Source organism: Paraburkholderia aromaticivorans, assembly GCF_012689525.1.
In the GTDB taxonomy this organism is placed as follows: Bacteria; Pseudomonadota; Gammaproteobacteria; order Burkholderiales; family Burkholderiaceae; genus Paraburkholderia; species Paraburkholderia aromaticivorans_A.
The window spans coordinates 3,709,380-3,730,652 of record NZ_CP051516.1; the positions used below are offsets into that span (position 1 = coordinate 3,709,380).

17 protein-coding genes are annotated in these 21,273 nt (G+C 64.7%); 11 read left to right on the top strand and 6 right to left on the bottom strand.

What is annotated here, in order from left to right; all coding sequences use genetic code 11:
- The first annotated feature begins 13 nt into the window (after positions 1-13).
- The 4 genes from HF916_RS44910 to HF916_RS44925 all read left to right on the top strand — a co-directional run bounded on the left by HF916_RS44910 (position 14) and on the right by HF916_RS44925 (position 5,117).
- Positions 14-1,024 (top strand): ABC transporter permease, encoded by a 1,011-nt coding sequence (locus tag HF916_RS44910; RefSeq protein WP_168795031.1) that lies wholly within the window; start codon positions 14-16, stop codon positions 1,022-1,024.
- Positions 1,021-1,887, top strand: coding sequence for an ABC transporter permease (locus HF916_RS44915; RefSeq protein ID WP_168795032.1), 867 nt, complete (start codon positions 1,021-1,023; stop codon positions 1,885-1,887). The genes HF916_RS44910 and HF916_RS44915 overlap by 4 nt, the downstream gene beginning before the upstream one ends.
- On the top strand, positions 1,884-4,067 hold the full coding sequence (locus HF916_RS44920) for an ABC transporter ATP-binding protein (RefSeq protein ID WP_168795033.1): 2,184 nt from the start codon (positions 1,884-1,886) through the stop codon (positions 4,065-4,067). Before HF916_RS44915 ends, HF916_RS44920 begins: the two co-directional genes overlap by 4 nt.
- A gap of 555 nt (positions 4,068-4,622) precedes the next feature.
- On the top strand, positions 4,623-5,117 hold the full coding sequence (locus HF916_RS44925) for a Rap1a/Tai family immunity protein (RefSeq protein WP_168795034.1): 495 nt from the start codon (positions 4,623-4,625) through the stop codon (positions 5,115-5,117).
- A 17-nt stretch (positions 5,118-5,134) separates the two neighbouring features.
- Here the strand turns inward: HF916_RS44925 and HF916_RS44930 are convergent, their stop codons facing one another.
- Entirely contained in the window at positions 5,135-5,980 is an 846-nt protein-coding gene (locus HF916_RS44930; RefSeq protein ID WP_168795035.1) for an aldo/keto reductase, read from the bottom strand.
- 191 nt (positions 5,981-6,171) lie between these two features.
- On the opposite strand from HF916_RS44930, the gene HF916_RS44935 reads away from it, so the two are divergent.
- Positions 6,172-6,918 carry a GntR family transcriptional regulator gene (locus HF916_RS44935; RefSeq protein ID WP_012434145.1) on the top strand — a complete coding sequence of 249 codons (747 nt, stop codon included), beginning with the start codon at positions 6,172-6,174 and terminating at the stop codon, positions 6,916-6,918.
- 87 nt (positions 6,919-7,005) lie between these two features.
- On the opposite strand, the gene HF916_RS44940 is transcribed toward HF916_RS44935, so the two are convergent.
- Complete coding sequence (locus HF916_RS44940; RefSeq protein WP_168795859.1) at positions 7,006-8,397, bottom strand: CoA transferase; 1,392 nt, start codon at positions 8,395-8,397, stop codon at positions 7,006-7,008.
- Positions 8,398-8,512: 115 nt separating this feature from the next.
- On the opposite strand from HF916_RS44940, the gene HF916_RS44945 reads away from it, so the two are divergent.
- Complete coding sequence (locus HF916_RS44945) at positions 8,513-9,754, top strand: citrate/2-methylcitrate synthase (protein WP_168795036.1); 1,242 nt, start codon at positions 8,513-8,515, stop codon at positions 9,752-9,754.
- A gap of 36 nt (positions 9,755-9,790) precedes the next feature.
- Here HF916_RS44945 and HF916_RS44950 read toward each other — a convergent pair whose 3' ends face one another.
- The gene (locus tag HF916_RS44950) at positions 9,791-10,096 is read right to left on the bottom strand and encodes a DUF2917 domain-containing protein (protein ID WP_168795037.1); all 306 of its coding nucleotides are present in this window, start codon (positions 10,094-10,096) and stop codon (positions 9,791-9,793) included.
- Between the two features lie 189 nt (positions 10,097-10,285).
- On the opposite strand from HF916_RS44950, the gene HF916_RS44955 reads away from it, so the two are divergent.
- The 3 genes from HF916_RS44955 (at position 10,286) to HF916_RS44965 (ending at position 14,919) form a co-directional block, all read left to right on the top strand.
- Positions 10,286-11,704: a PLP-dependent aminotransferase family protein gene (locus HF916_RS44955; RefSeq protein WP_168795038.1), complete on the top strand. Its 1,419-nt coding sequence runs from the start codon at positions 10,286-10,288 to the stop codon at positions 11,702-11,704.
- 238 nt (positions 11,705-11,942) lie between these two features.
- On the top strand, positions 11,943-13,391 hold the full coding sequence (mdtD, locus tag HF916_RS44960; protein WP_168795039.1) for a multidrug transporter subunit MdtD: 1,449 nt from the start codon (positions 11,943-11,945) through the stop codon (positions 13,389-13,391).
- A gap of 253 nt (positions 13,392-13,644) precedes the next feature.
- Positions 13,645-14,919, top strand: coding sequence for an EAL domain-containing protein (locus tag HF916_RS44965; protein WP_168795040.1), 1,275 nt, complete (start codon positions 13,645-13,647; stop codon positions 14,917-14,919).
- On the opposite strand, the gene HF916_RS44970 is transcribed toward HF916_RS44965, so the two are convergent.
- Positions 14,875-15,861, bottom strand: coding sequence for a sigma-70 family RNA polymerase sigma factor (locus HF916_RS44970; RefSeq protein ID WP_168795041.1), 987 nt, complete (start codon positions 15,859-15,861; stop codon positions 14,875-14,877). The two genes, HF916_RS44965 and HF916_RS44970, sit on opposite strands and share 45 nt — an antisense overlap.
- 300 nt (positions 15,862-16,161) lie before the next feature.
- Here HF916_RS44970 and clpP point away from each other — a divergent pair, with 300 nt between their 5' ends.
- A complete protein-coding gene (gene clpP, locus HF916_RS44975) occupies positions 16,162-16,809 on the top strand; it encodes an ATP-dependent Clp endopeptidase proteolytic subunit ClpP (protein WP_168795042.1) in 648 nt (215 codons plus the stop codon).
- 290 nt (positions 16,810-17,099) lie between these two features.
- Positions 17,100-18,536 (top strand): NYN domain-containing protein, encoded by a 1,437-nt coding sequence (locus HF916_RS44980; protein ID WP_168795043.1) that lies wholly within the window; start codon positions 17,100-17,102, stop codon positions 18,534-18,536.
- Between the two features lie 94 nt (positions 18,537-18,630).
- On the opposite strand, the gene HF916_RS44985 is transcribed toward HF916_RS44980, so the two are convergent.
- Positions 18,631-20,412: a pyrrolo-quinoline quinone gene (locus HF916_RS44985; RefSeq protein WP_168795044.1), complete on the bottom strand. Its 1,782-nt coding sequence runs from the start codon at positions 20,410-20,412 to the stop codon at positions 18,631-18,633.
- 259 nt (positions 20,413-20,671) lie between these two features.
- On the bottom strand, positions 20,672-21,247 hold the full coding sequence (locus HF916_RS44990; protein ID WP_168795045.1) for a YMGG-like glycine zipper-containing protein: 576 nt from the start codon (positions 21,245-21,247) through the stop codon (positions 20,672-20,674).
- Between the last annotated feature and the right edge of the window lie 26 nt (positions 21,248-21,273).

Consider the following 21,273-nt stretch of genomic DNA (forward strand, 5'->3'; position numbering starts at 1 on the left):
ACAGGAGAGCACGATGTCGACCACGGTGACCCCTTCCGCTTCCTCTGCACCGAGCGGCAACGCGGGCCGCGTCGTGCGCTTTCTGGCGACGCGCATCGGCTTGTCGCTGATCACGCTGTGGCTGCTGTCGGTGATCGTGTTTGCCGGCGGACAGTTGCTACCCGGCGATATCGGCCGCGCGGTGCTCGGCCCGCTCGCCGATGCGCGCGCGGTCGCCGCGCTCAATCATCAGCTCGGCGCGGATCGTCCGCTGATGACGCAATACGTCGACTGGATTTCGCATTTCGTGCGCGGCGATATGGGGCTTTCCTATGCGTATCGTGAGCCGGTGCGGCCGTTTATCGCCGAGGCGCTCGCGCATTCCGCCAAGCTCGGCTTGCTCGCGTTTATCGTGGTCGTGCCGCTCGGCATTGCGGGCGGCGTGTGGTCGGCCATGCACGCGGGTCGCTGGCTCGATCGCACGATCAGCATCGCCGGGTTGTCGGCGACGGTGGTGCCGGAATTCGTTTCGTCGATCGTGCTGATTCTCGTGTTCGGCGTGTGGCTGCGCTGGCTGCCGATCGAAGCGTCGTATCCGCCCGAAGCGGGCGCGCTCGAACAACTGCGTCATCTGGTGCTGCCGATTCTTCCGCTCGTGCTGGTGTTCTTCGGCTATATCGCTCGAATGGCGCGGGCCGGCACTGTCGAGGCGCTCGATGCCGACTACACGCGCACCGCGATTCTCAAGGGCTTGCCGCGTCATATCGTGATCTGGCGGCACGTGCTGCGCAATGCGTTGCTGCCCACCATCACGGTCGCCGCCACGCAACTCGGCTATATGATCGGCGGCCTCGTGGTGGTCGAGACGCTGTTCCACTATCAGGGTATCGGCTCGCTGATCTACAACGCCGCCAAGGCCAAGGACTTCCCGATGCTCGAAGCAGGCGTGCTGACGATCGGCGTGGTCTACACCGTCGCCAATCTCGTCGCCGATGCGTTGCATGTGCTGCTGAATCCGCGGCTGCGGGTAAGGAGCGCGGAATGAGCACCATCGTTCCGCCGACTCCGCGCGCGGCTACCGAGCCACGCTTCGATCAGTTGCGCGTGCTGCTGCGCTCGCCGACCTTCGTGGTGGGCGTGGTGATCGTGGGGTGGTGGATCATCTGCGCGATTGCCGGGCAATGGATCGTGCGCATCGATCCGTACGCGTCCGATCCGCTCAACTCGCTGATGCCGCCTGATCGCACGCATTGGTTCGGCACCGATCAACTCGGGCGCGACGTGTTCTCGCGCGTGATCGTCGGTGCGCGCGACATTCTCACCATCGCGCCGCTCGCGACCTTGCTCGGCACGATAGCCGGCACCACGCTCGGCTTGATCGTCGGCTACTTCGAAGGCTGGGTGGACAACGTGGTCGGACGCGCGATCGACGCCGTGCTCGCGCTGCCGCTCGTGATTGTCGCGCTGCTCGCGCTCGCCGCGGTCGGCGCGTCGAACTTCACCGTCATCCTCGTGATCGGCATCACCTTCACACCGATCACCGCGCGCACGGTGCGCGCCGCCGTATTCGCCGAACGGCATCTCGACTACGTCGCCGCGGCGCAACTGCGCGGCGAACGCGCGCCCTACATCATGTTCGCGGAGATTCTGCCGAACGTGCTGCCGCCGATCATCGTCGAAGCAACGGTGCGGCTCGGTTACGCGATCTTCGCGGTCGCCACGCTATCGTTTCTCGGCTTCGGCATTCAGCCGCCGTCGGCCGATTGGGGCCTCGCGCTGTCCGAGTCGTATTCGTTGATGGCGGGCGGCGCATGGTGGACGGTGGTGTTCGCGGCCGGCGCGATTGCCAGCCTGGTGGTCGGCGTGAATCTGATCGCCGACAGCGTGCAAGGCGTGCTCGACCGATGAACGGCCCGCCGCCCTCCTCGTTCCCCGCCTTCGACGTTTCGAAGAGCGATCGCACGGACGCGCTGACCATCGTCGGCCTGACGGTCACGTACCGCATGCGCGGACGCGATCGCGAAGTGCTGCAGGACATTTCGTTTCGCGTGCGGCGCGGCGAAGCGTACGGTCTGGTCGGCGAGTCCGGCTGCGGCAAGTCGACGGTCGCGATGGCGGCGCTGCGCTATCTGCCGCGCAACGGCAAGGTGAAGGCCGGCAAGATCATCATCGCCGGCGAGGACGTGCAGAAGCTCAACGCCGACGCGTTGCGCAACATGCGCGCGAATGCGATTTCGATGGTCTATCAGGATCCGGGGCGCGCGCTGAATCCGTCGCTGACGATCGCGCGGCAAGTCTCCGAAGCGTTCGAAGCCGCCGGTGTCGCGCGCGACGAAGCCTTGCGGCGTACGCACGAGATGCTGCAACGTGTACGCATCGCCGCGCCTGAACGGGTGATGGAGAGTTATCCGCATCAGCTATCGGGCGGCATGCAACAGCGCGTGGTGATCGCCATGGCGCTCGCCTCGAACCCCGCGCTGCTGATTCTCGACGAACCGACTACCGGGCTCGATGCGACCGTCGAAGCGGAAGTACTCGACCTCGTCGCGCAGTTGCGCAAGGAACTCGGCACGGCCGTGCTCTTCATCAGCCACAACCTCGCGGTGATCGGGCGGATGTGCGAGCGCGTCGGCGTGCTTTACGCGGGCAAACTGGTCGAGGAAGGCGCGACGCAAGATGTGTTCACGCGGCCGCGTCATCCCTATACCGTCGGACTGCTGCGCTGTTTGCCTACGGCCGGGCGCAGCAAGGACAGCGAGCGGCTCGACACGATCGCCGGCAGTCTGCCGTTGCCGGGGTCGGTCACGCAGGGCTGCATCTATGCGGACCGTTGCCGTCTCGCCGATGACCGCTGCCGCCGTGAAGCGCCGCCGCCGTATCGCGTGAGTGCCGCGCGCGGCGATCAGATGTCGCGCTGCCATTACCACGAACGCGCGATCGAATTGCCGCGTGCGAGCGCGGAAGCTTTGCCCGAGCGCAATGGTGCGTCGGTCGACGGCAAGCCCCCTGCTCTCGTGTTGCGTGCAGAAAAACTCTCGAAGACATTTCACGTGTCCGGCGCTCCGCTGCGCGCGGTCGACAATGTCTCAATCGATTTGGCCAGCGGCGAAACGCTTGGCCTCGTCGGCGAATCGGGCAGTGGCAAGACGACGCTCGCCAAGCTGATGCTCGGCCTGCTTACGCCGGATGCGGGCAGCGTGCTCGAACTCGACGGCGAGCCACTCGCCGCGCGCGTCACGCGGCGCAACACCGAGCAGGTCAAGTCGCTGCAGATCGTCTTTCAGAATCCGGACTCCGCGCTCAACCGGGCGCATTCGGTGAAACGGCTGATCGGCCGCGCGCTGTCGCGTCTCACTGCGTTGCGCGGGCCGGCCATCGACGAACGGCTTGCCACGTTGACGGCCGCCGTGCGCTTACCGGAGCGCTATCTCGGCTCGCGCACGCGGCAATTGTCCGGCGGGCTCAAACAGCGTGTGGCGATTGCCCGCGCGTTTGCCGGCGAGCCGCGCGTGGTGGTCTGCGACGAACCGACTTCCGCGCTCGACGTCTCCGTGCAGGCCGCGATCCTGAACCTGCTCGCCGATCTGCAACGCGAGCGCGGCGTCAGTTACGTTTTCATCTCGCACGATCTTCACGTTGTGCGCTATCTATCGGATCGTATCGCGGTGCTGTATCTGGGCAAGCTGCTGGAAATCGGACCGGCAGCGGCCGTGTTCGAAGGACCGCATCATCCTTATACGGAAGCGTTGCTGTCTTCGGTGCCGACACTCGATGGTCACGGTGGCGCGACCCGTATCCGCCTGTCCGGCGATTTGCCGAGCGCGGCATCGCCGCCGTCCGGCTGCGTGTTTCACACACGCTGCCCGCGCAAGCTCGGCGCGATCTGCGAGCAGCAGGACCCGCCGTTCGTCGATGCCGGCGAAGGCAAGACGGCAACGCCGTCTGTGCATCGAATCCGCTGCCACATCCCCGTCGACGAATTGCGCGCGCTGCAAACTGCTTCGCGCGACGATGCGGGAAAAGTCGCGGGCAAGGTCCTTGGCGACGGATCGGAAAACGCGTCCGAGAACGCGGGGCGTGACGAGTAACACGGCCTGGCGCGGCATCCAGGCCGCGCGTTTCATCACCGAAACGTTTTCCTGTGTTTTTTCTGCGTGCGCATCGCACATCCCGATCCCGCGCCTGTTACCTCAAGGCGGTTTCGGCGGAGGCTTCGGCGGAGGCTTCGGCGGCGGTCACGGAGGCAAGGGTGGCGGCGGTAACGGTGGTGGCAATGGTGGAGGGAACGGGCACTAGCAATCGCCCGGTTTCCGGTTGGGGTGTCCCCGCGTCCTGACCTCACCAGCGTCACATTCCGATTTACCGTTCGCTGTCCGCCGGCATCGGCGGTGATGTCTCGATCCCCCGGTCGAGCGTCACCGCCCGAGACCGGTCGGTTTGAGCGATGCACGTCAGCGGGCCGATAACCTGCGATGGCGCGAATCTGGACCGCGCGTCAGGACCGCACACTCGAACCGCGGACGCCGACGTGCCCGTAGGCGGCAAGAACTCGAACAATCAGCCGCCCGTGCGCGCGCGTCTGGAACCAAACCGAAGCGATCGCCTCATATCAGATTCACCGTTCGATATGAGGGCACCACAACATGCAACGAAACGTCCCCCACTCCGCGGCACGCGCGGCCACCGGCCTGTTGATTGCCGCCGCGCTCAGCCTCGCATCGCTCGCTCATGCGCAAACACCGGCGCAAACGCAAACGGCACAGACGGCACAAGCGGCACAGCCGCTCTCGCCAACGCTGTCGCAAGCCGCCCCGCCGGTCGATCCCACCTTCTCCGCCTATTCGCTCGCGCAGACCTGCAAGCAGAAAACCGACAACGTCGCGCAAGGTCAATGCGTCGGCGCGATTCGCGGCATCATTCACGGCTATCAATACGGCGTGCTGTTCCTCGGTCAGCGCACCGCGTTGCCCGCCAATGAAACGCAGCGCGTGTCGCTGTGCCTGCGCAATGTGCAGGTGTCGTCGATCGTCGACGAATTCGTCGCGGACGCCGCCCAGGTCAACGAGGATTCGCTCAAGCACACCCCCGCGGAAGTCGCGGTGCTCGGCTCCGTTCACATGCACCACAGCTGCAATTGACGAGGCGCGCGCTGCACTTACAGCATTTCGAGCGGCCGCTTGCCGCGCGGCGGTTTGAAATGAGCGTCGATAGCGGCCAGTTCATCGGCGCCGAGTTGCAGTTGCGACGCGCGATGGTTGTCGCGCACGTGCTCGACGCGCGCCGCCTTCGGAATCGCGAACACGCCGGGCTGGCGCAGCACCCACGCGAGCGCGATCTGAAACACCGAGACGCCGCGCGCGTCGGCGATATCGTCGAGCGGCGAGCGCTTCGGCAAGCGCGCGTGATCGACCGGGCTGTACGCCATGCCCGGCATCTTGCGCGCGGCAAGCCACGGCAGCAGTTCGAACTCCGGCCCGCGGCGCGCCACGTTGTAGAGAATCTGATTGGTCGCGCAGGCATCGCCACCCGGCGTGGCGACGAGTTCTTTCATGTCCTCGGTGTCGAAGTTGCTGACGCCCCAATGGCGGATCTTGCCCGCCCGGCGCAACGCCTCGAAGCCCTCGACCGTTTCCGCGAGCGGCACCGAGCCGCGCCAGTGCAACAGATACAGATCGAGCTGATCGGTCTTCAAGCGCTTGAGGCTCTGCTCGCAGGCCGCGATCACGCCGCGCCGGCTGGCGTTGTGCGGATACACCTTGCTGACCAGAAACACCTTGTCCCGCAACCCGGCCAGCGCTTCACCGAGTAGCGATTCGGTCGCGCCGTCGCCGTACATTTCCGCCGTATCGATCAACGTCATGCCGAGTTCGATGCCGCAACGCAACGCGTCGATTTCAGCGGCACGCCGCGCCGGCATTTCACCCATCTCCCAGGTGCCCTGCCCCAGTTTCGGAATGCGTTCGCCGTCGGGCAGGCTCACGCTTGCGATGTCGCTCGTCATGCTGACTCCTCGAAGTGGCTCAGTGGTCGGCAATATCGCTACGCAAGCGAATGCGCGGCGCGTGCCACGAAAAATCATAGCGACGAGTTTAGCGGTTCAATGCGCATTCGATCGGGCACCAGGCAAAAGCCCGCTATAACACAGCGCGCCGATGTCATAGAATTGCCGCTTGCCCTTCTTGCGTGAGCTCCATGACCTCTGCCTCGGAAGACCGCTGGCGCGACCTGCGCCCGGACCCGGAAAACGACACGCCGCTATATCTGCAACTGGCTCGCAAGCTTGGCGCCGCCATCCACGAGAACCGCTGGAACGCGGGTGAGGCGCTGCCCTCGGAACGTGTGCTCTCCGAGGCGCTCGGCGTATCGCGGATCACGTCACGCAAGGCGATTGCCTTGCTGGTCGAGCAGGGTTTGATTCGACGCACTCAGGGCGCGGGCAGTTTCATCACACCACGCTACGAAGATCCGCTGTCGCGTCTGTCGAGCTTTAGCGAAATGCTGCGGCGGCGCGGTTTCACGCCGAGTTCGAAGTGGCTGTCGCGCGAAATTTTGCCGGCCAATCGCGACGAGGTGATTCAGCTCGGCTTATCGCCGGCCGCGGCGGTGACGCGCTTGCGGCGCTTGCGGATGGCCGACGGCATCGTGATGGCGGTCGAGAATTCCACGTTCCCCGCCGCGGTGATTCCCGATCCTCAGGCGATTGGCGATTCGCTGTACACGTATCTGGAGAATCGTGGACTGACGATTGTCCGCGCGTTGCAGCATTTTCGCGCGGTGAACGCGAGCGAGGAAATCGCGCAGCAAATGAGCATCGCGCCGAACGAGGCGCTGCTGTTGATCACGCGTGTGGGCTACACCGCCGATCAGCGCGCGATCGAGTTGACCGATACGTACTGCCGTAATGATTACTACGACTTTGTGGCGGAGTTGAGAAAGTAGGTGGGCGGGTCTTTTGCGCTGTGTGCGGGGCATACGCCGGTTGTGTGTCGGCACACGCCTCGCCGCAGGTGAGCTGACTTAGAGCCCTCACGCCCACTTAGCCTCATGCGCGCCTATTCGGGTCGGCGGCAGCGCGAAGTACGCAGGCGTTTCGTCCAATGCTTCAGCCGGCTGCACGCCTAGCACGCGTCCAAACTCCGACTCCACGGTCGCGAGGCAATCGCGCACCTCTTCGAGCGTGACGTCCGGCGCTTTCCAGCCATCGGCAATCTGCCCGAATGATTGCAGCCACCGGCCCGTCTGCGCGAGCGAGACGCGTACGTGCCAGCTTCCACCTTCGGTAGCCCGCCGCGCCAATGCGACCATCGCGCCAAACGCCGCGAGATACCCGGTCGCATGATCCAGCGCCTGACATGGCAAATGCTTGGGCTCGTTCGACCCCGCCGCCTGCCGCTCAGTGAAGGCAATCCCGCTCGCCGACTGCACCAGACTATCGAACCCGCGCCGTTGCGCCCACGGCCCTTCGTGCCCATAGGCCGACACTGAAACATAGACGATCCCCGGCCGCACACGCGCCAGTTCCTCCGGACCGAAACCGCGCGCGGCTAGCGCTCCCGGGCGATATGCCTGCAGAAATACATCGGCGTCGGCGACGAGGCCGCGCAACACCTCACGCCCCGCCGCGTCGCGCAGATCGGCGAGAGCCGAACGCTTGCCGCGCCCGTTGTCGATCACCAGCGGCGCGATGTTCGGCAGATGCGGCCCGTTGATCATCAACACGTCCGCGCCATGCTGCGCGAGCGCCCGCCCAGCCACCGGTCCGGCAATGATGCGCGACAGATCCAGCACCCGCACGCCGGCCAGCGGCCGATCCGCGCCGCCCTCACGTGGCGGCTCGGCCGGCGCGTCGCCGATGCGCTCGATCTCGAAGAGCGGCAAACCCGCAATCGCTTTCGCCTGATCGAGCGCCGCCCACTCGTCGGGCGTGCGAATCAACGCCGCGCAGAGGCCGGCGTCAGCGAGCGTCTGGTCGAGCGTCGCGCCGTCCCAGTTGCGAATCGCGGTGGCCACGGCAACAGGATCGTTCTCGCAACCGAGTACCTGCAATACGCCCTGCAGGTGATGCGCGAAGTTCGTATGCAGTTGAATCCAGCGGCCGTCGCGTGTCTCGTAGAAACCCGTCACCGGATCGCGCAAGGCGGGCGGCGGCCCGTCGTCGACACGCAAATAGCGCTCGCTGCGAAACGACGCCAGCGCGCGCCGCATCTCCACCGTCACGTGCTGCCTGTGCCCCGTGCGCAAGCGCTGATATTCGGCCGCCGCAAGACCGGTCCCGGCGATGCTCGCCGAGGCCAGGCTGCCGACCCGGTAGACCGACGGCAAGCCCGGATCAGCGCCGGTCAGCGTGACGGAATGCAGCGCGGTCGGGTCGCATCCGGCGAGCGTCCAGATCTGTTTGAGAGCGAGTTCAGGTGTCATGTCGTCCATGGCGAAGCAGGAAGAAGTGAACCGAGTCTAGAATTACGCCCCGTCGCAATCAATCTTGATTATGATAATCAATATATATTGATTTCTTCGGTTTCCGCACTTTTCCATGCCAACCTCGAACTCCCTGACCGCTGCTGAAGCCGCCGCCACGCTCGGCATCAGCTTGCCCACGCTCTACGCGTATGTGAGCCGCGGCATGCTGAGCTCGTCGCCGGATGCGCAGGGCAAGCATCGTCTCTACGACGCCGGCGAAGTGCGGCGCCTCGCGCGCCGCAAGGAAGACGGCAAGCGCGCGGGCAAAGTCGCGCAGAAGGTGCTGGACTGGGGCGTGCCGGTGCTCGAATCGTCCATCACGCTGGTCGCCGATGGGCGCCTGCTGTATCGCGGGCACGATGCGATGGAACTGGCGCAAAGCGCGTCGCTCGAGGACGTCGCGGCGCTGCTGTGGGAATGCAGCACACGGCGCATTACCGATGCGCCGGCCGTGCCATTCGCCACCGCCCAGTGGGCCGCGTGGCTCAAGCTGTGGGGCGACAGCACGCCGCTCGATCGCGCGCTCGTGCTGTTGCCGGCCGCCGCGGCGCAAATGCCGCGGGTGTGGGCGCTCGGCCGCGATGCGCAACTCGATACCGCCTGTGCCGTCATGCGGTTGCTGGCCGCCGCGATGATCTCGGCGGCGCCGTCGAACGAGCCGCTGCATCGGCAACTGGCTTTAGCGTGGCATGTGCGTAACCGCCAGCAGGCTGGCTTGCTGCGCGCGGCGCTGGTGGCCTGCGCGGATCATGAGCTGAATGCGTCGACCTTCACGGTGCGCTGCATTACGTCGACGGGGACGCACCTGTTCGGCGCGGTGGCGGGAGGCCTCGCCGCCTTGTCGGGCCCGCGTCATGGCGGCGAAACGGTGCGCATCGCCGCGCTGCTCGAAGAAGCCTCGCGCGCGCCCGATCTCGACCGTTATCTGGCGAACCGCCTCGCGCGCGTCGAACACGGCGCGCACGGGCCGGTGCTGTCGGGCTTCGGTCATCCGCTGTATCCGGACGGCGACCCGCGCGCGCGGCTGTTGTTAGCCATGCTCGCTGACTGCGCGCCGGCGCGTTCGCCTTTACCTGAAGTACTGGGATTGGCGCGCACGGTGCGCGACACGACCGGCGCGGAGCCGACTGTGGACTTCGCGCTTGCCGCCATCGAGCGAGTGCTGGCGTTGCCGGCTGGCGCCGCCTTCACGCTGTTCGCGGTCGGCCGGGTGGTCGGCTGGATTGCGCACGCCATGGAACAGACGCGCGACGGCCGGCTGATCCGGCCGCGCGCGCGTTACATCGGTGAATATGAGGCTGCTGGGCCGGGCTGAGACGCCGCGGACCCGGCTGATAGGCTTGACGAGTCGTCAGGCCGCGCCGAGCCAGCGCGGCAGCCAGTTCAAGACCGGCGAGCCCGACATCGGCTTCGTTGCGGTGCGCTCGGAGCCGCTCGCCAGCGCGAAGCGCGCGCCGGCCTGACCCGCGCTGATCCACGCCACCGCCCGGCGCGGCAGTTCGATCGACTGGCCGGTCGCGAGCCAGTGATCCTCGCTGTCGCCCTCGATAGTTAGCCAGATCTCGCCCGAGATGACCTTGAAGATCGACGGACGCGCGACACGCCAGGCCGTCGCGGGTTCGTCATGTTCCAACTCGAAAATCCGGACTTCACGCATCGCTCTCTCCTTCAAAGAACTTTTCTGTTGTACCGATTATTGACGTGCGATGATCGAATACCCATGCACAGTTCCGAACACTTCCATCGGAACTGTTCAGTTGAAAAACCGGACAGTTGCGCGATCAGCGTGTCGCGAGCGGAGAACCCGTGCGCAGCCGTCGCGCCGGCCGGTGAAGGAAAGATCCGTATGAAACTCGAAATCCAACTCGATCGGGACAACGGCGTGCCGCTGACCGAACAGATCGTCACCGGCGTCACGACGTGGATCCGCTCGCGCATCGCCCACCCCGGCTCGAAGCTGCCATCGATTCGCCAGTTTTCCGCCGATTACGGCGTGAGCCGCTTTCCGGTGATCGAGGCTTATGACCGGCTGGTGTCGCTCGGCTACGTCGACTCTCGCCACGGCTCCGGTTTCTATGTCGCCGACCGCCAGCCGGCGAGCACGCAGTGCCAGGGCTCCTCGGATCCCCGCCGCGCCGAGGACGAATCGGACCATCTTTTGCAGCAGTTCAACCATCCGGGCGAAACGCTCAAGCTGGGCAGCGGCTTCATCCCTGAAGCGTGGCGCGACACGGACAGCATCGCGCAGGCAATTCGCCACGTGTCGCGGACCGATCTCGCGAGCATGGTCGATTACGCCACCCCGCTCGGCAACCTGACGCTGCGCGAGCATCTGCAAAGTCGCATCGGCCAACTGGGGATTCAGGCTGACACGTCGCAGATCCTCATCACCAACGGCGCAAGCCAGGCGCTCGATCTGCTGATGCGCTACATGCTCAAGGCAGGCGACACGATCTTTGTCGAAGACCCCGGTTACTACAACCTCCACGGTCTGCTGAAGCTGCACGGCGTGAAACTGATCGGCATTCCGCGTACACGCAACGGTCCCGATCTGGACGTGATGCAGGAGCAGTTGAAGTCGCATCGGCCCAAGCTGCTGTTCATCAACACCGTGTTCCACAATCCGACGGGCACCAATGTGGCGCCGCCGGTGGCCTTTCGGCTGCTGCAGTTGGCGCGCGAGCACGGCTTCTCGATCATCGAAGACGATATCTACGCAGATTTTCAAACCGACGTCACCGATCGGCTCGCCACGCTCGACCAACTCGAGCACGTGATCTATGTGGGCGGGCTGTCCAAGACGCTGTCGTCGTCGCTGCGAATTGGCTGTGTGGTGGCGAGCCACGCGATCATCAAGGATCTGGTCGACATCAAGATGCTCACGAGCATCGGCGGCTCGCGTTTTGCCGAAGCAGTCGCCGTGGCGATGCTGGAGCGCGGCGCGTATCGCAAGTATCTGGAGCGCCTGCGTCGGCGTATGCGCGACGCGCTGGGCTCGACCATTCAGACGCTCGAAGACGCGGGCTGGGAAATTTTCGACAAACCCCTGGGCGGGAAATTCGTGTGGGCTCGCGTGCCGCATGTCGGCAATGCGGAACGGCTGGTGGAATGCGGCGTGCCGCTGGGGGTGACCGTCGTGCCGGGCAACCACTTTCGGCCGAATATGGAAGTGAGTCCGTGGACCAGGATTCACATCGCATTCGGTAACGACCCGCGTGCGCAGTCGTTCTTTCGCGCGGCGGCGGCGTTGCCGGCGTCGGGGTGAGTTTGGGTTGGTTGCGCTTGTGGCCTGGCTGCCGGGTTGTGTTGGTTATGGGAGTCGAATGCTTGAGCGGCCCGGTTAGGTGCTTTGCCTGAGTTGCTTTGCCTGAGTTGCTTTGCCTGAGGTGCTTTGCCTGAGGTGCTTTGCCTGAGGTGCCTGCCTCAGTTGCCCGCTGCGCCGGACCGCGCTTTTCCCTAGAATAGCGAGTCCCAGCCCGTCCCTGCGCGCCTAGCCGCCCTCCATGTCCACGCCGACTCCGCCCGCCACCGCATCCAGTACGCCTTCGCCCCGCTCGCTCACCGTGATGCTGTGGATCGTTGCCACCGGCTTCTTCATGCAGACGCTCGACTCGACCATCGTCAACACCGCGCTGCCCGCGATGGCGACGAGCCTCGGCGAGTTGCCGCTACGCATGCAATCGGTGGTGATCGCCTATTCGCTGACGATGGCCGTGATGATTCCGGTGTCCGGCTGGCTCGCCGACAAGCTCGGCACGCGCCGCGTGTTCTTCAGCGCGATCCTCGTGTTCGCAATCGCCTCGTTGCTGTGCGCGAACGCGCATACGCTGAATCAACTGGTGGCCTTCCGCATCATGCAGGGCGTGGGCGGGGCCATGCTGCTGCCGGTCGGACGGCTCGCCGTGCTGCGCACCTTTCCGGCCGAACGCTATTTGCCGGCGCTCTCGTTCGTGGCGATCCCGGGTCTCATCGGACCGCTAATCGGCCCCACGCTCGGCGGTTGGCTCGTGAAAATCGCCTCGTGGCACTGGATCTTTCTGATCAACGTGCCGGTCGGGATCGTCGGTTGCATTGCCACGTTCATCTTCATGCCGGACAGCCGGAACGAACACGTCGGCAAGTTCGACATGAAAGGCTACCTGCTGCTGATCGTCGGCATGGTGGCGATCTCGTTCGCGCTCGACGGCCGTACCGAGTTCGGCATTCAGCACGCCACGGTGCTGGTGCTGCTGATCCTGAGCCTCGCGTGCTTTGTCGCCTACGGCTTGCACGCCGTGCGCGAGCCCTCGCCGATTTTCTCGCTCGACCTCTTCAAGATCCATACCTTCAGTGTCGGCCTGCTCGGCAATCTGTTCGCGCGGATCGGCAGCGGCGCGATGCCCTATCTGATTCCTCTGCTATTGCAGGTAAGTCTCGGCTATAGCGCGTTCGAAGCCGGCATGATGATGCTGCCGGTAGCGGCTGCGGGCATGGCCTCCAAACGCGTCGTGACGAGTCTGATCATCAAGCACAGCTATCGACGCGTGCTGATCGTCAACACGGTGCTGGTCGGCCTGACCATGGCGAGCTTCGCGCTCACGGCCGCGAACCAGCCGCTGTGGCTGCGCCTCGTGCAACTGGCGTTCTTCGGCGGCGTCAACTCGATCCAGTTCACCGCGATGAACACATTGACGCTCAAGGACCTGGGCACCGGCGGCGCGAGCAGCGGCAACAGCCTGTTTTCGCTGGTCCAGATGCTGTCGATGAGTCTCGGCGTGACAGTGGCCGGCGCCCTGCTCGCGACCTTCACCGGCCTGCTGCCGCGCGTGACGGCCGCCAACTCGCTGCCCGCGTTCCACGCGACGTTCCTGTGTGTCGGCATCATCACGGCAGGCTCGTCGTGGATCTTCGCGCAACTGTCGCCGGACATCCGCACGCCCGCGAAAAAGACCGATCCGTCCGAACGGACCTGATGCGCGGCTAACCTGGTTGCCGGCCCCGCGCCCGACCCGCAACGGGGCGCGGGCCGCACCAGCAAAGTGCGAATCGTCGTCTTCGCGCCCGTCCTGGCGCACAATCGTCTTATCTGAGTGTGACAATCGGGCATGCGTGCTGTGTTTCCGCACGCGCATAGTTCTTGCTCACCTATCCTGTAAACTCACATTTTGCGCGTGCGAACCAGTGCCGAGCATGCAGGCGCGCAGCCACCTCCACACGACTGACATGATGAGCATGATCGAACTCGATCCTCCCGGCTTCCAGCCGCCGCGCCCGATGGCCGGCGACGAAGGGTCCCGGCGCACCGTTCTGTACGGCGGCTACACTGTTTTCAGCGTGTTCCAGCCGGTTTTCTCCGTGTCGCACCGGCGCGCGATCGGTTATCACGCGTCGCTGCGCGCCCATGACGAACACGCGCTGCAAGTGCCGTCCCACGAGGTTTTCACGCAAGCCGCGCGACGCGGCGACCTGCTCGAACTGGGGCGGCTCGCCGAATCGCTGCATCTGGGCAACTTCAACGCATTCGACAGTCACGACGAATGGCTCTTCCTGAGCCTGCACCCCGCCGCGCTGATGGACACCAGTTACGGCGACGCCCTGCTCGCCGGCCTCAAGGCGCTCGGCCTGCCGCCGCAGCGCGTGGTGCTCGAAGTGTCCGAACAGGCAGGCGGCGAAACCACGCGCTTTGCCGAAATCGTCGATGCGCTGCGTAAATCCGGCTTCCTGATCGCGCTGGACGGCTTCGGCGCGAAACATTCGAACATTGACCGCGTGTGGAATCTGCGGCCGGACATCGTCACGCTCGACCGCTGCATTCTCGCGCAAGCCAGCGAACATTCGCACATTGAGCGCGTGCTGCCGGGCCTCGTCTCGCTGCTGCACGAATCCGGCCAACTGGTGCTAATGGGCGGTCTGAGCACCGAACGCGATGCGCTGATCGCGCTCGAATGCAACGTGGACTTCGTGCAAGGCGCCTTCTTCGCGGGCCCGAGCGTCGAACCGGTCAAGCCGCAAGCGGCGGCCGGCTTGATGGACTCGCTTTCCGCTGCGCTGCGCGAACGGGTCACCGCGCGTGAACACGCGCAATCGGCACGGCTCGCACCGTATGTCACGGCGCTCGAAACGGCGGCCGCGCAACTGGTGGCCGGCGAGTCGGTTGCGCAAGCCACTGCGCCGCTTCTGACGCTCGGCGAGACGGCACGTTGCTTCGTGCTCGATGGGTCGGGCCGGCAGATCGGCGACAACGTGCTCCCGCCGGGGCGTGCCTCGCAACGCGCCAAGCGTTTCCGCCCGCTGCTGCATTCGGAAGGCGCCAGTTGGGAACGCCGACCGTACTTTATCCAGGCGATGCGCACGCCCGGCCATGTGCATCTCACCCCGCCTTATCTGTCCATCAACGAAGCGCATCTGTGCGTGACCGCCTCGATTGCCGCGCACACACCGACGGGCACGCAGGTGCTATGCGTAGACATCAACTGGGAAGTCGCAGCCCATCGCAACTGAGCTCACGGCGCTGTGCTGGATCCGCGCGAGCAGTTGCGTGACTGCCGTGCGACCCAGCATGCGGTTGGTGGCCCGCAGACGCGCCGCGCTCGTCACCACGCGCATTGCGACAATCTTCGTGGAGCCATCCGCCAGGCTGTTCGTGGACACGTCGAGTACCCCGACGACGTCGCCCTCGAAGAGCAAGGCGATACACAATGTGCCCGCCACCGACACCGTCTCCGCGTTGCTCGCGTGCTCGACGAGCGACGTTACCGTGTCCATCCACCCTGCCGCCGCCGGTTCGGACGTGCTCACCGCTGCCCACACAGGCGCGTCGCTGACGACTTCCGGCGCGTCATTGAAGAGCCGCAATAGACCGACCCGATCCTGCGCCTCAAGCGCCGTGCGCAGACGCTCCACGATCCGCGCATGCGCTGCGGGATCCGGTCGCTCTACCGGCGCACCCGCGCGTTGTAGACGCGCTTTGGCCCGATGGACGATCTGCCGGCAGGCCGCCGGCGTTCGCTCGAGAATGCCCGCGATTTCCGCGTAGTCACAATCAAACGCTTCGTGCAGCACGAACGCCGCCCGTTCGTCCGGTTTCAGGCGCTCGAGCAGCAGCATCACGCCATAGGACATCTCCGCCGCGCGCAAGGCCAGTTCTTCCGCCGATGGCGCCACCTCGTCGAGCCACAGCTCCGGCAACCAGCCCGCGGCCTGCGACGCGCGTTCGCGCTGGACACGCCGCAGCCTGTCGATCGCTACGCGCGTGGTGATCGTGGTGAGCCAGGCGGCGGGTATCTGCACCTCCTGCGTGTCCGCGAGGTGCCATTTCAATCCGACGTCCTGTACCACGTCTTCCGCTTCTGCCCGGCTGCCGAGCATCCGGTACGCCAGCGCGAGCAGGCGGGCGCGCACGGCCTCGAAGCTGGATGCCTTGTCGATTCCTTGTTCCGTCATACGTAGACCTCCAGATCGTGCGTGGTGAAAAGCGCGCGGCGCCCTGCCTGCGAAGTGATCCGGGCGCGCGCCGACATCCTGATTCTTTTCGTCTTGACGGCTGGGCATCGAACGATGTGACAGCCTCGCAAAAAAATATTTCTGTCACGTCGCTCAATGTCGCGTCGTCATAGCGAGAACAACCCACGCAATGAATGCGCAGGTTCCGGATCGGCGAAGGCACAGCCTGGAGGCTTCGTGCCATGAAGCCACGCGCTCCGCACAAACCGCGGTTACACAGACCGCCTAAGCGAGGTCAATATGCATTCCAGCTATCCAACCATTACCGGCCTCGGCCTCGTGCCCACCGTGATCGAGCAGTCCGGCCGCGGCGAGCGCGCCTACGACATCTATTCGCGTTTGCTGCGCGAACGCATCGTGTTTCTGGTCGGGCCAGTGAACGAGCAATCGGCCAGTCTGATTGTCGCGCAGTTGCTGTTTCTGGAATCCGAGAATCCCGACAAGGATATTTCTTTTTACATCAATTCGCCGGGCGGCTCGGTGTACGACGGCCTCGCGATCTACGACACCATGCAGTTCATCAAACCCGAGGTATCGACCTTGTGCACCGGCTTTGCCGCGAGCATGGGGACGTTTCTGCTAAGCGCCGGTCAGCGCGGCAAGCGGTACGCGCTACCGAACGCGCGCATCATGATTCACCAGCCTTCAGGCGGCAGCCAAGGCACGGCTGCGGACGTCGAGATTCAGGCGAAGGAAGTGCTCTATCTGCGAGAGCGGCTAAATGCCATGATGGCGGAGCGCACCGGGCGCAGCATCGAGGAAATCGCCCGCGACACCGACCGCGACAACTTCATGTCAGCGCAGTCCGCGAAGATCTACGGTCTCGTCGACGAGGTGCTGGAAACACGTGCGGCGCTGAATGTCGCGCCGTATCACATGGATAGGTAGCACGGTGGCCCGCGTGGTGAATCCACTGCGAACCAACGCCGTAGAGCCGTGATCCTGAAACTGTTCAGGCACAGCGTCGACTGTCCTGCAAAAACCTTGGAGAACGTCACAAGAAGCGCGCGCCGTCGCGGGTTCCGCTCAAGCGCACGCTGCTCGCGTTGCTCACATTTCGGCCGGCGTTGTGCCGTGCGCATCGGTGCGCCCGGAACACAAAAGCTGATCACCTCCGCTGGAATCGCTATCATGGTCGCGATTCGTCGAATTCGACGATCGCTTCAATGGAGATAACCATGGCGTCATCCAACGAAACCGTCAGCATGGCGCTATTCTGCGACTTCGAAAACGTCGCGCTCGGCGTGCGCGACGCGAAGTACGACAAGTTCGATATCAAGCTGGTGCTCGAACGTCTGCTGCTCAAGGGCAGCATCGTCGTGAAGAAAGCGTATTGCGACTGGGACCGCTACAAGAGTTTCAAAGGCGCGATGCACGAGGCCAATTTCGAATTGATCGAGATTCCGCACGTGCGCCAATCGGGCAAGAATTCCGCCGACATCCGGCTCGTGGTCGACGCGCTCGACCTCTGCTACACGAAATCGCACGTCAATACGTTCGTGATCATCAGCGGCGACTCGGATTTTTCGCCGTTGGTGTCGAAGCTGCGTGAGAACGCCAAGCAGGTGATCGGCGTCGGCGTGCAGCAATCCACGTCCGATCTGCTGATCGCGAACTGCGACGAGTTCTTCTTCTACGACGACCTCGTGCGCGAGAGTCAGCGCACGGTCGTTAAGCGCGAGTCGTCGCGTCCGCAACAGTCTGCCCAGCCGGCGGCCAAACGCGCACCCGACGAGGAGAAGACCCGCAACAAGGAAGACCTCGAAAAACGCCGCACCAAGGCGGTGGAGATCGCGGTGCAAACGTTCGACGCGCTCGCGTCCGAACGCGGCGACAGCGGCAAGATCTGGGCGTCGGTGCTGAAGAATGCGATCAAGCGCCGCAAGCCGGATTTCAACGAGACGTACTACGGCTTTCGCGCTTTCGGCAATCTGCTCGAAGAAGCGCATGCTCGCGGGCTGCTCGAGTTCGGCCGCGACGAGAAGTCGGGCGCGTATGTGTATCGGAGCACGGCTGCGAGTGTGGCCGGCGACAACACGGGCGAGCCTGCCGAAATCGTGGAGTCGGCGGAGCAGTTGTATGAGGCGCAGGTCGCCGAAACGGTGATCGCCGAGCCGGGCGGCAAACACGAGTCGCGCCGTCGAGGGCGAGGCAATCGCAAAGCAGGACGCGGCCAACAGGAGACCGTTTACGAAGAGCGTACAGCCGTCGAGCAGGGCGGCAGCGCTGAGCCTCGAACGCACGACGTGCACGCGCAAGCGCCGGAAAATGCCGAGTTCATTTTTGAACTGCCGGAAGCGCCTTGGGCAGAGCCGGAAACCGTGACGGCCGAAGAACCGGACGGCTCCGAGAGCCCGGCAGACGCGCGGGATACGAGCGCCAAGCAACCCAAGCGCCGCAATGAACGCGCGCCGCGCAAGACGGCTGCGAAGAAAGCAAAGAAAGCCGCGCCGCGAAGCATCGACGACATTCCGGAAATCGCAGCGCCTGCTGAAGCGCCGGCCGCGTCTGCCGCAGCGGAAGAAGCACCCGCGCCGGCAAAAAAGGCCGCGCGCAAAACTGCGGCGCGCAGTCGTCGTCCGCGTAAGACGGCGGCGACGAGCGACGCCGAGTGAGGGGTATCTATTCGGCGTGATGTGTAGCGGTGCCGATGTGGGTGCCGCTACATAAGCCTAGCGGCAAACAGAATGCCTTCGCTCTCCCTTCCGCTCACAGCAACCCAAACACCGCGACGCCATTAGTAGCGCCGACATACACCTTGCCGCGCGCGATCATCGGCGTGATGAATTTGTTGCCCGCGCCCCATTGATCGCGCGTGCCGGCCTGGTTGCTGTTATACAACTCGACGGCAAGATTGCCCGCGTTATAGGCATGCAAAGCGCCGGTCGTGCCGTTTTCCGCCGCCCAGACAATCCCGTTGCTCGTGCCGTTCGCCGACACGGCCGGTGTCGCCCCCGGATACGCGAACGTGGTCGGGCTCCTCGACGCAGCAGTCGTCGCGAGAAACGCGCCCGAGACCGGCAACGCCTTCAGGTTGTCGTTCAGGCCGCCGTAATAGACCACGCCATTGTAGTAAGCCGGCGATCCCCAGATGCCACCCGCCAGCGTGCCGATCAACTCCTGCCAGATATTGTTGGCCGTCGGGCTGAATTTACCCATCGAATCGCGATCGACGACGTAGATGTTGTTGTCCTTGCCGGCTGCCACCGCCAGATGCTTGACGACGCCGCCTGTCGTGGTCTGATCCGGCAACACCATGGCGCCGCCCGAGCCGAAATCATTGTCGGCGGCCGCTTGCGCGACCACATCCGACATCGCGAAATAGTCGGTGACCTGCAGATTGCCCAACGAGAGCTTCATCATCGAGTCGCCAAAGTCGCCGTCGACGGGAAAGCCCGCCGCATTCAGCGTGGTGCCGAACGTGCCGTTGCCGTCCACGACATAGAGCGATGTGCCGTCCGACGCCATGCCCGAACCGGCCATCCAGATCGAGCCCTGACTGCCGTTCGGCGTGATGTTGAGCACGCTGATCTGTTTCAGCGTGTCGGCGCTATAGGCCATCATCCAGCCGGTGTAAGAGCCCCCCATGCAGTGCGCGGTCCAACCCATGTAGATGTTGCCGCCGACCAGCGTGAGTGCCGCGCGCTCGGTGTGCAGCGACGGGTTGAAGGTAATCACGCCGTTGACGCTGCCCGCGCCGTTGCCCGGATAAGTCGCCGCGATTTCCGTCGGACCGCCGAGTACTTCGGCGCCGGTCGCCAGATCGAGCGCGTGCAGCCGGTGATGGTAGCCGCCGCCACTGTCCTTCGTCATCGCGACGGCATACAGCACGCCATTCGTGCCGCGACTACGGTCGATGACCGGCGTCGACGTAATGCCGATCTCGGGGGTGATGTCCTGGCATCCGTGGTCGTCGCTGGGCGATTCACCGCTGCCGATCAACGAGACCATCCACAGTTGCGCGAAAGAGGTGGCGTCGTAGGCGTAGACGCTATCGTGTTCGGTGACCACGTACACCACGTCGTGCGCCGTGCCGCCGATCGACAGGCTGGTGACGAAGAGCGGCTGTCCGTCGACCTTGCCGTCCGCGGCAAGAAACGCGACTTTGCCGAAGCTCGCCGAATTGACGTTCGCCGGCGTGAGCGTGGTCTCGGCGAGCATCTGACCGGTGCGGCCGAGATCGTTGTGATGCATGAGGACGTCGGTGGCGTAGGCCGTCACCGCTGCCGGGGTGTTACCCGCGCCGTTCGTTCCAGTGCCAGTGCCGGTGGTCGAGCCGCTGCCGGTGCCGGAGCCCGTACCGCTACTCCCCGTGCTACCCGAGCCTGAACCCGAGCCGCTCGCCGACCCGGACGCCACGCCGGACGTGCCGCCCGACCCACCACCACACGACGCGAAACAGGAAGCGACGGCGATCAGCGCCACTATCGTGCCCCGACGGGTCCATGCGCCCAGCCCGGAACGCTCAACGCCAGCTTGCGAGATTCGCATGTTCGCCTCGTCTCTTGAACGATGCGACGTCAGCTCCGCACAACGATCGGTGCGCGCCGTGACTCACGTCGCGAGCCGTAAGAGAGGAGTCCGCCACGCGCGTCTCCCGCTCGCTGAATACGTTCATCGCCCTTACGGCTGATTAACCGTACGCCGTTTGCAAAGGCGTTTATCGCCATCGTGTCGCCTCTCTCCGCCATACGAGGCAATACAAGACGGCGACGCAATTCAGTGAATGCGGACGCTCGGCGGAATTCAATCAGTAGTACGGATAGGGGGCATACATTACCGGCGGCGGCCCGTAATAACGCGGCGGCGGAGCAACATATACCGGTTGCGGCGCGTACACAGGCTGCGGCGCATAGACCGGCATTTGCGGCTGCGAAATCGTATTGCCCTTCGACGTCATGCACTGCGCGTACGCCGCGTCGTACTGCGCCTGCAGGCTACCGCCGGCATACTGTGCGCCGTTCGCGCCGGCCGCGCCGCCGACCAGCAAGCCGCTGCCCGCACCAATCGCCGCGCCCGCGCCGGGATTGCCCGCTGCCGCGCCGATCAGCGCACCGACAGCGGCACCGCCTAGCGTGCCAAGAGCCGCGCTATTGACGCTGTTCGTGGTCGCGGCCTGCGAGGCGCCGGTCGCATTGGTCGAGCGATACGCGTAGTCGCGGCAGCTGTAGTCGTCTTGCTGGAACTGATTGAGCGGCTCGCCGCTGCGCGGTAGCGCGACGATGGAAGGACCGCTCGGCGGCACCACTGCGCAACCGCCGAGGAGCGCCAGTGCGACTGCTGCCACAGGCAGCGCGACGCATATCGATTTAGGACTTGAGATCATGGTGGCGCACGTTTCTTCATGGGGGA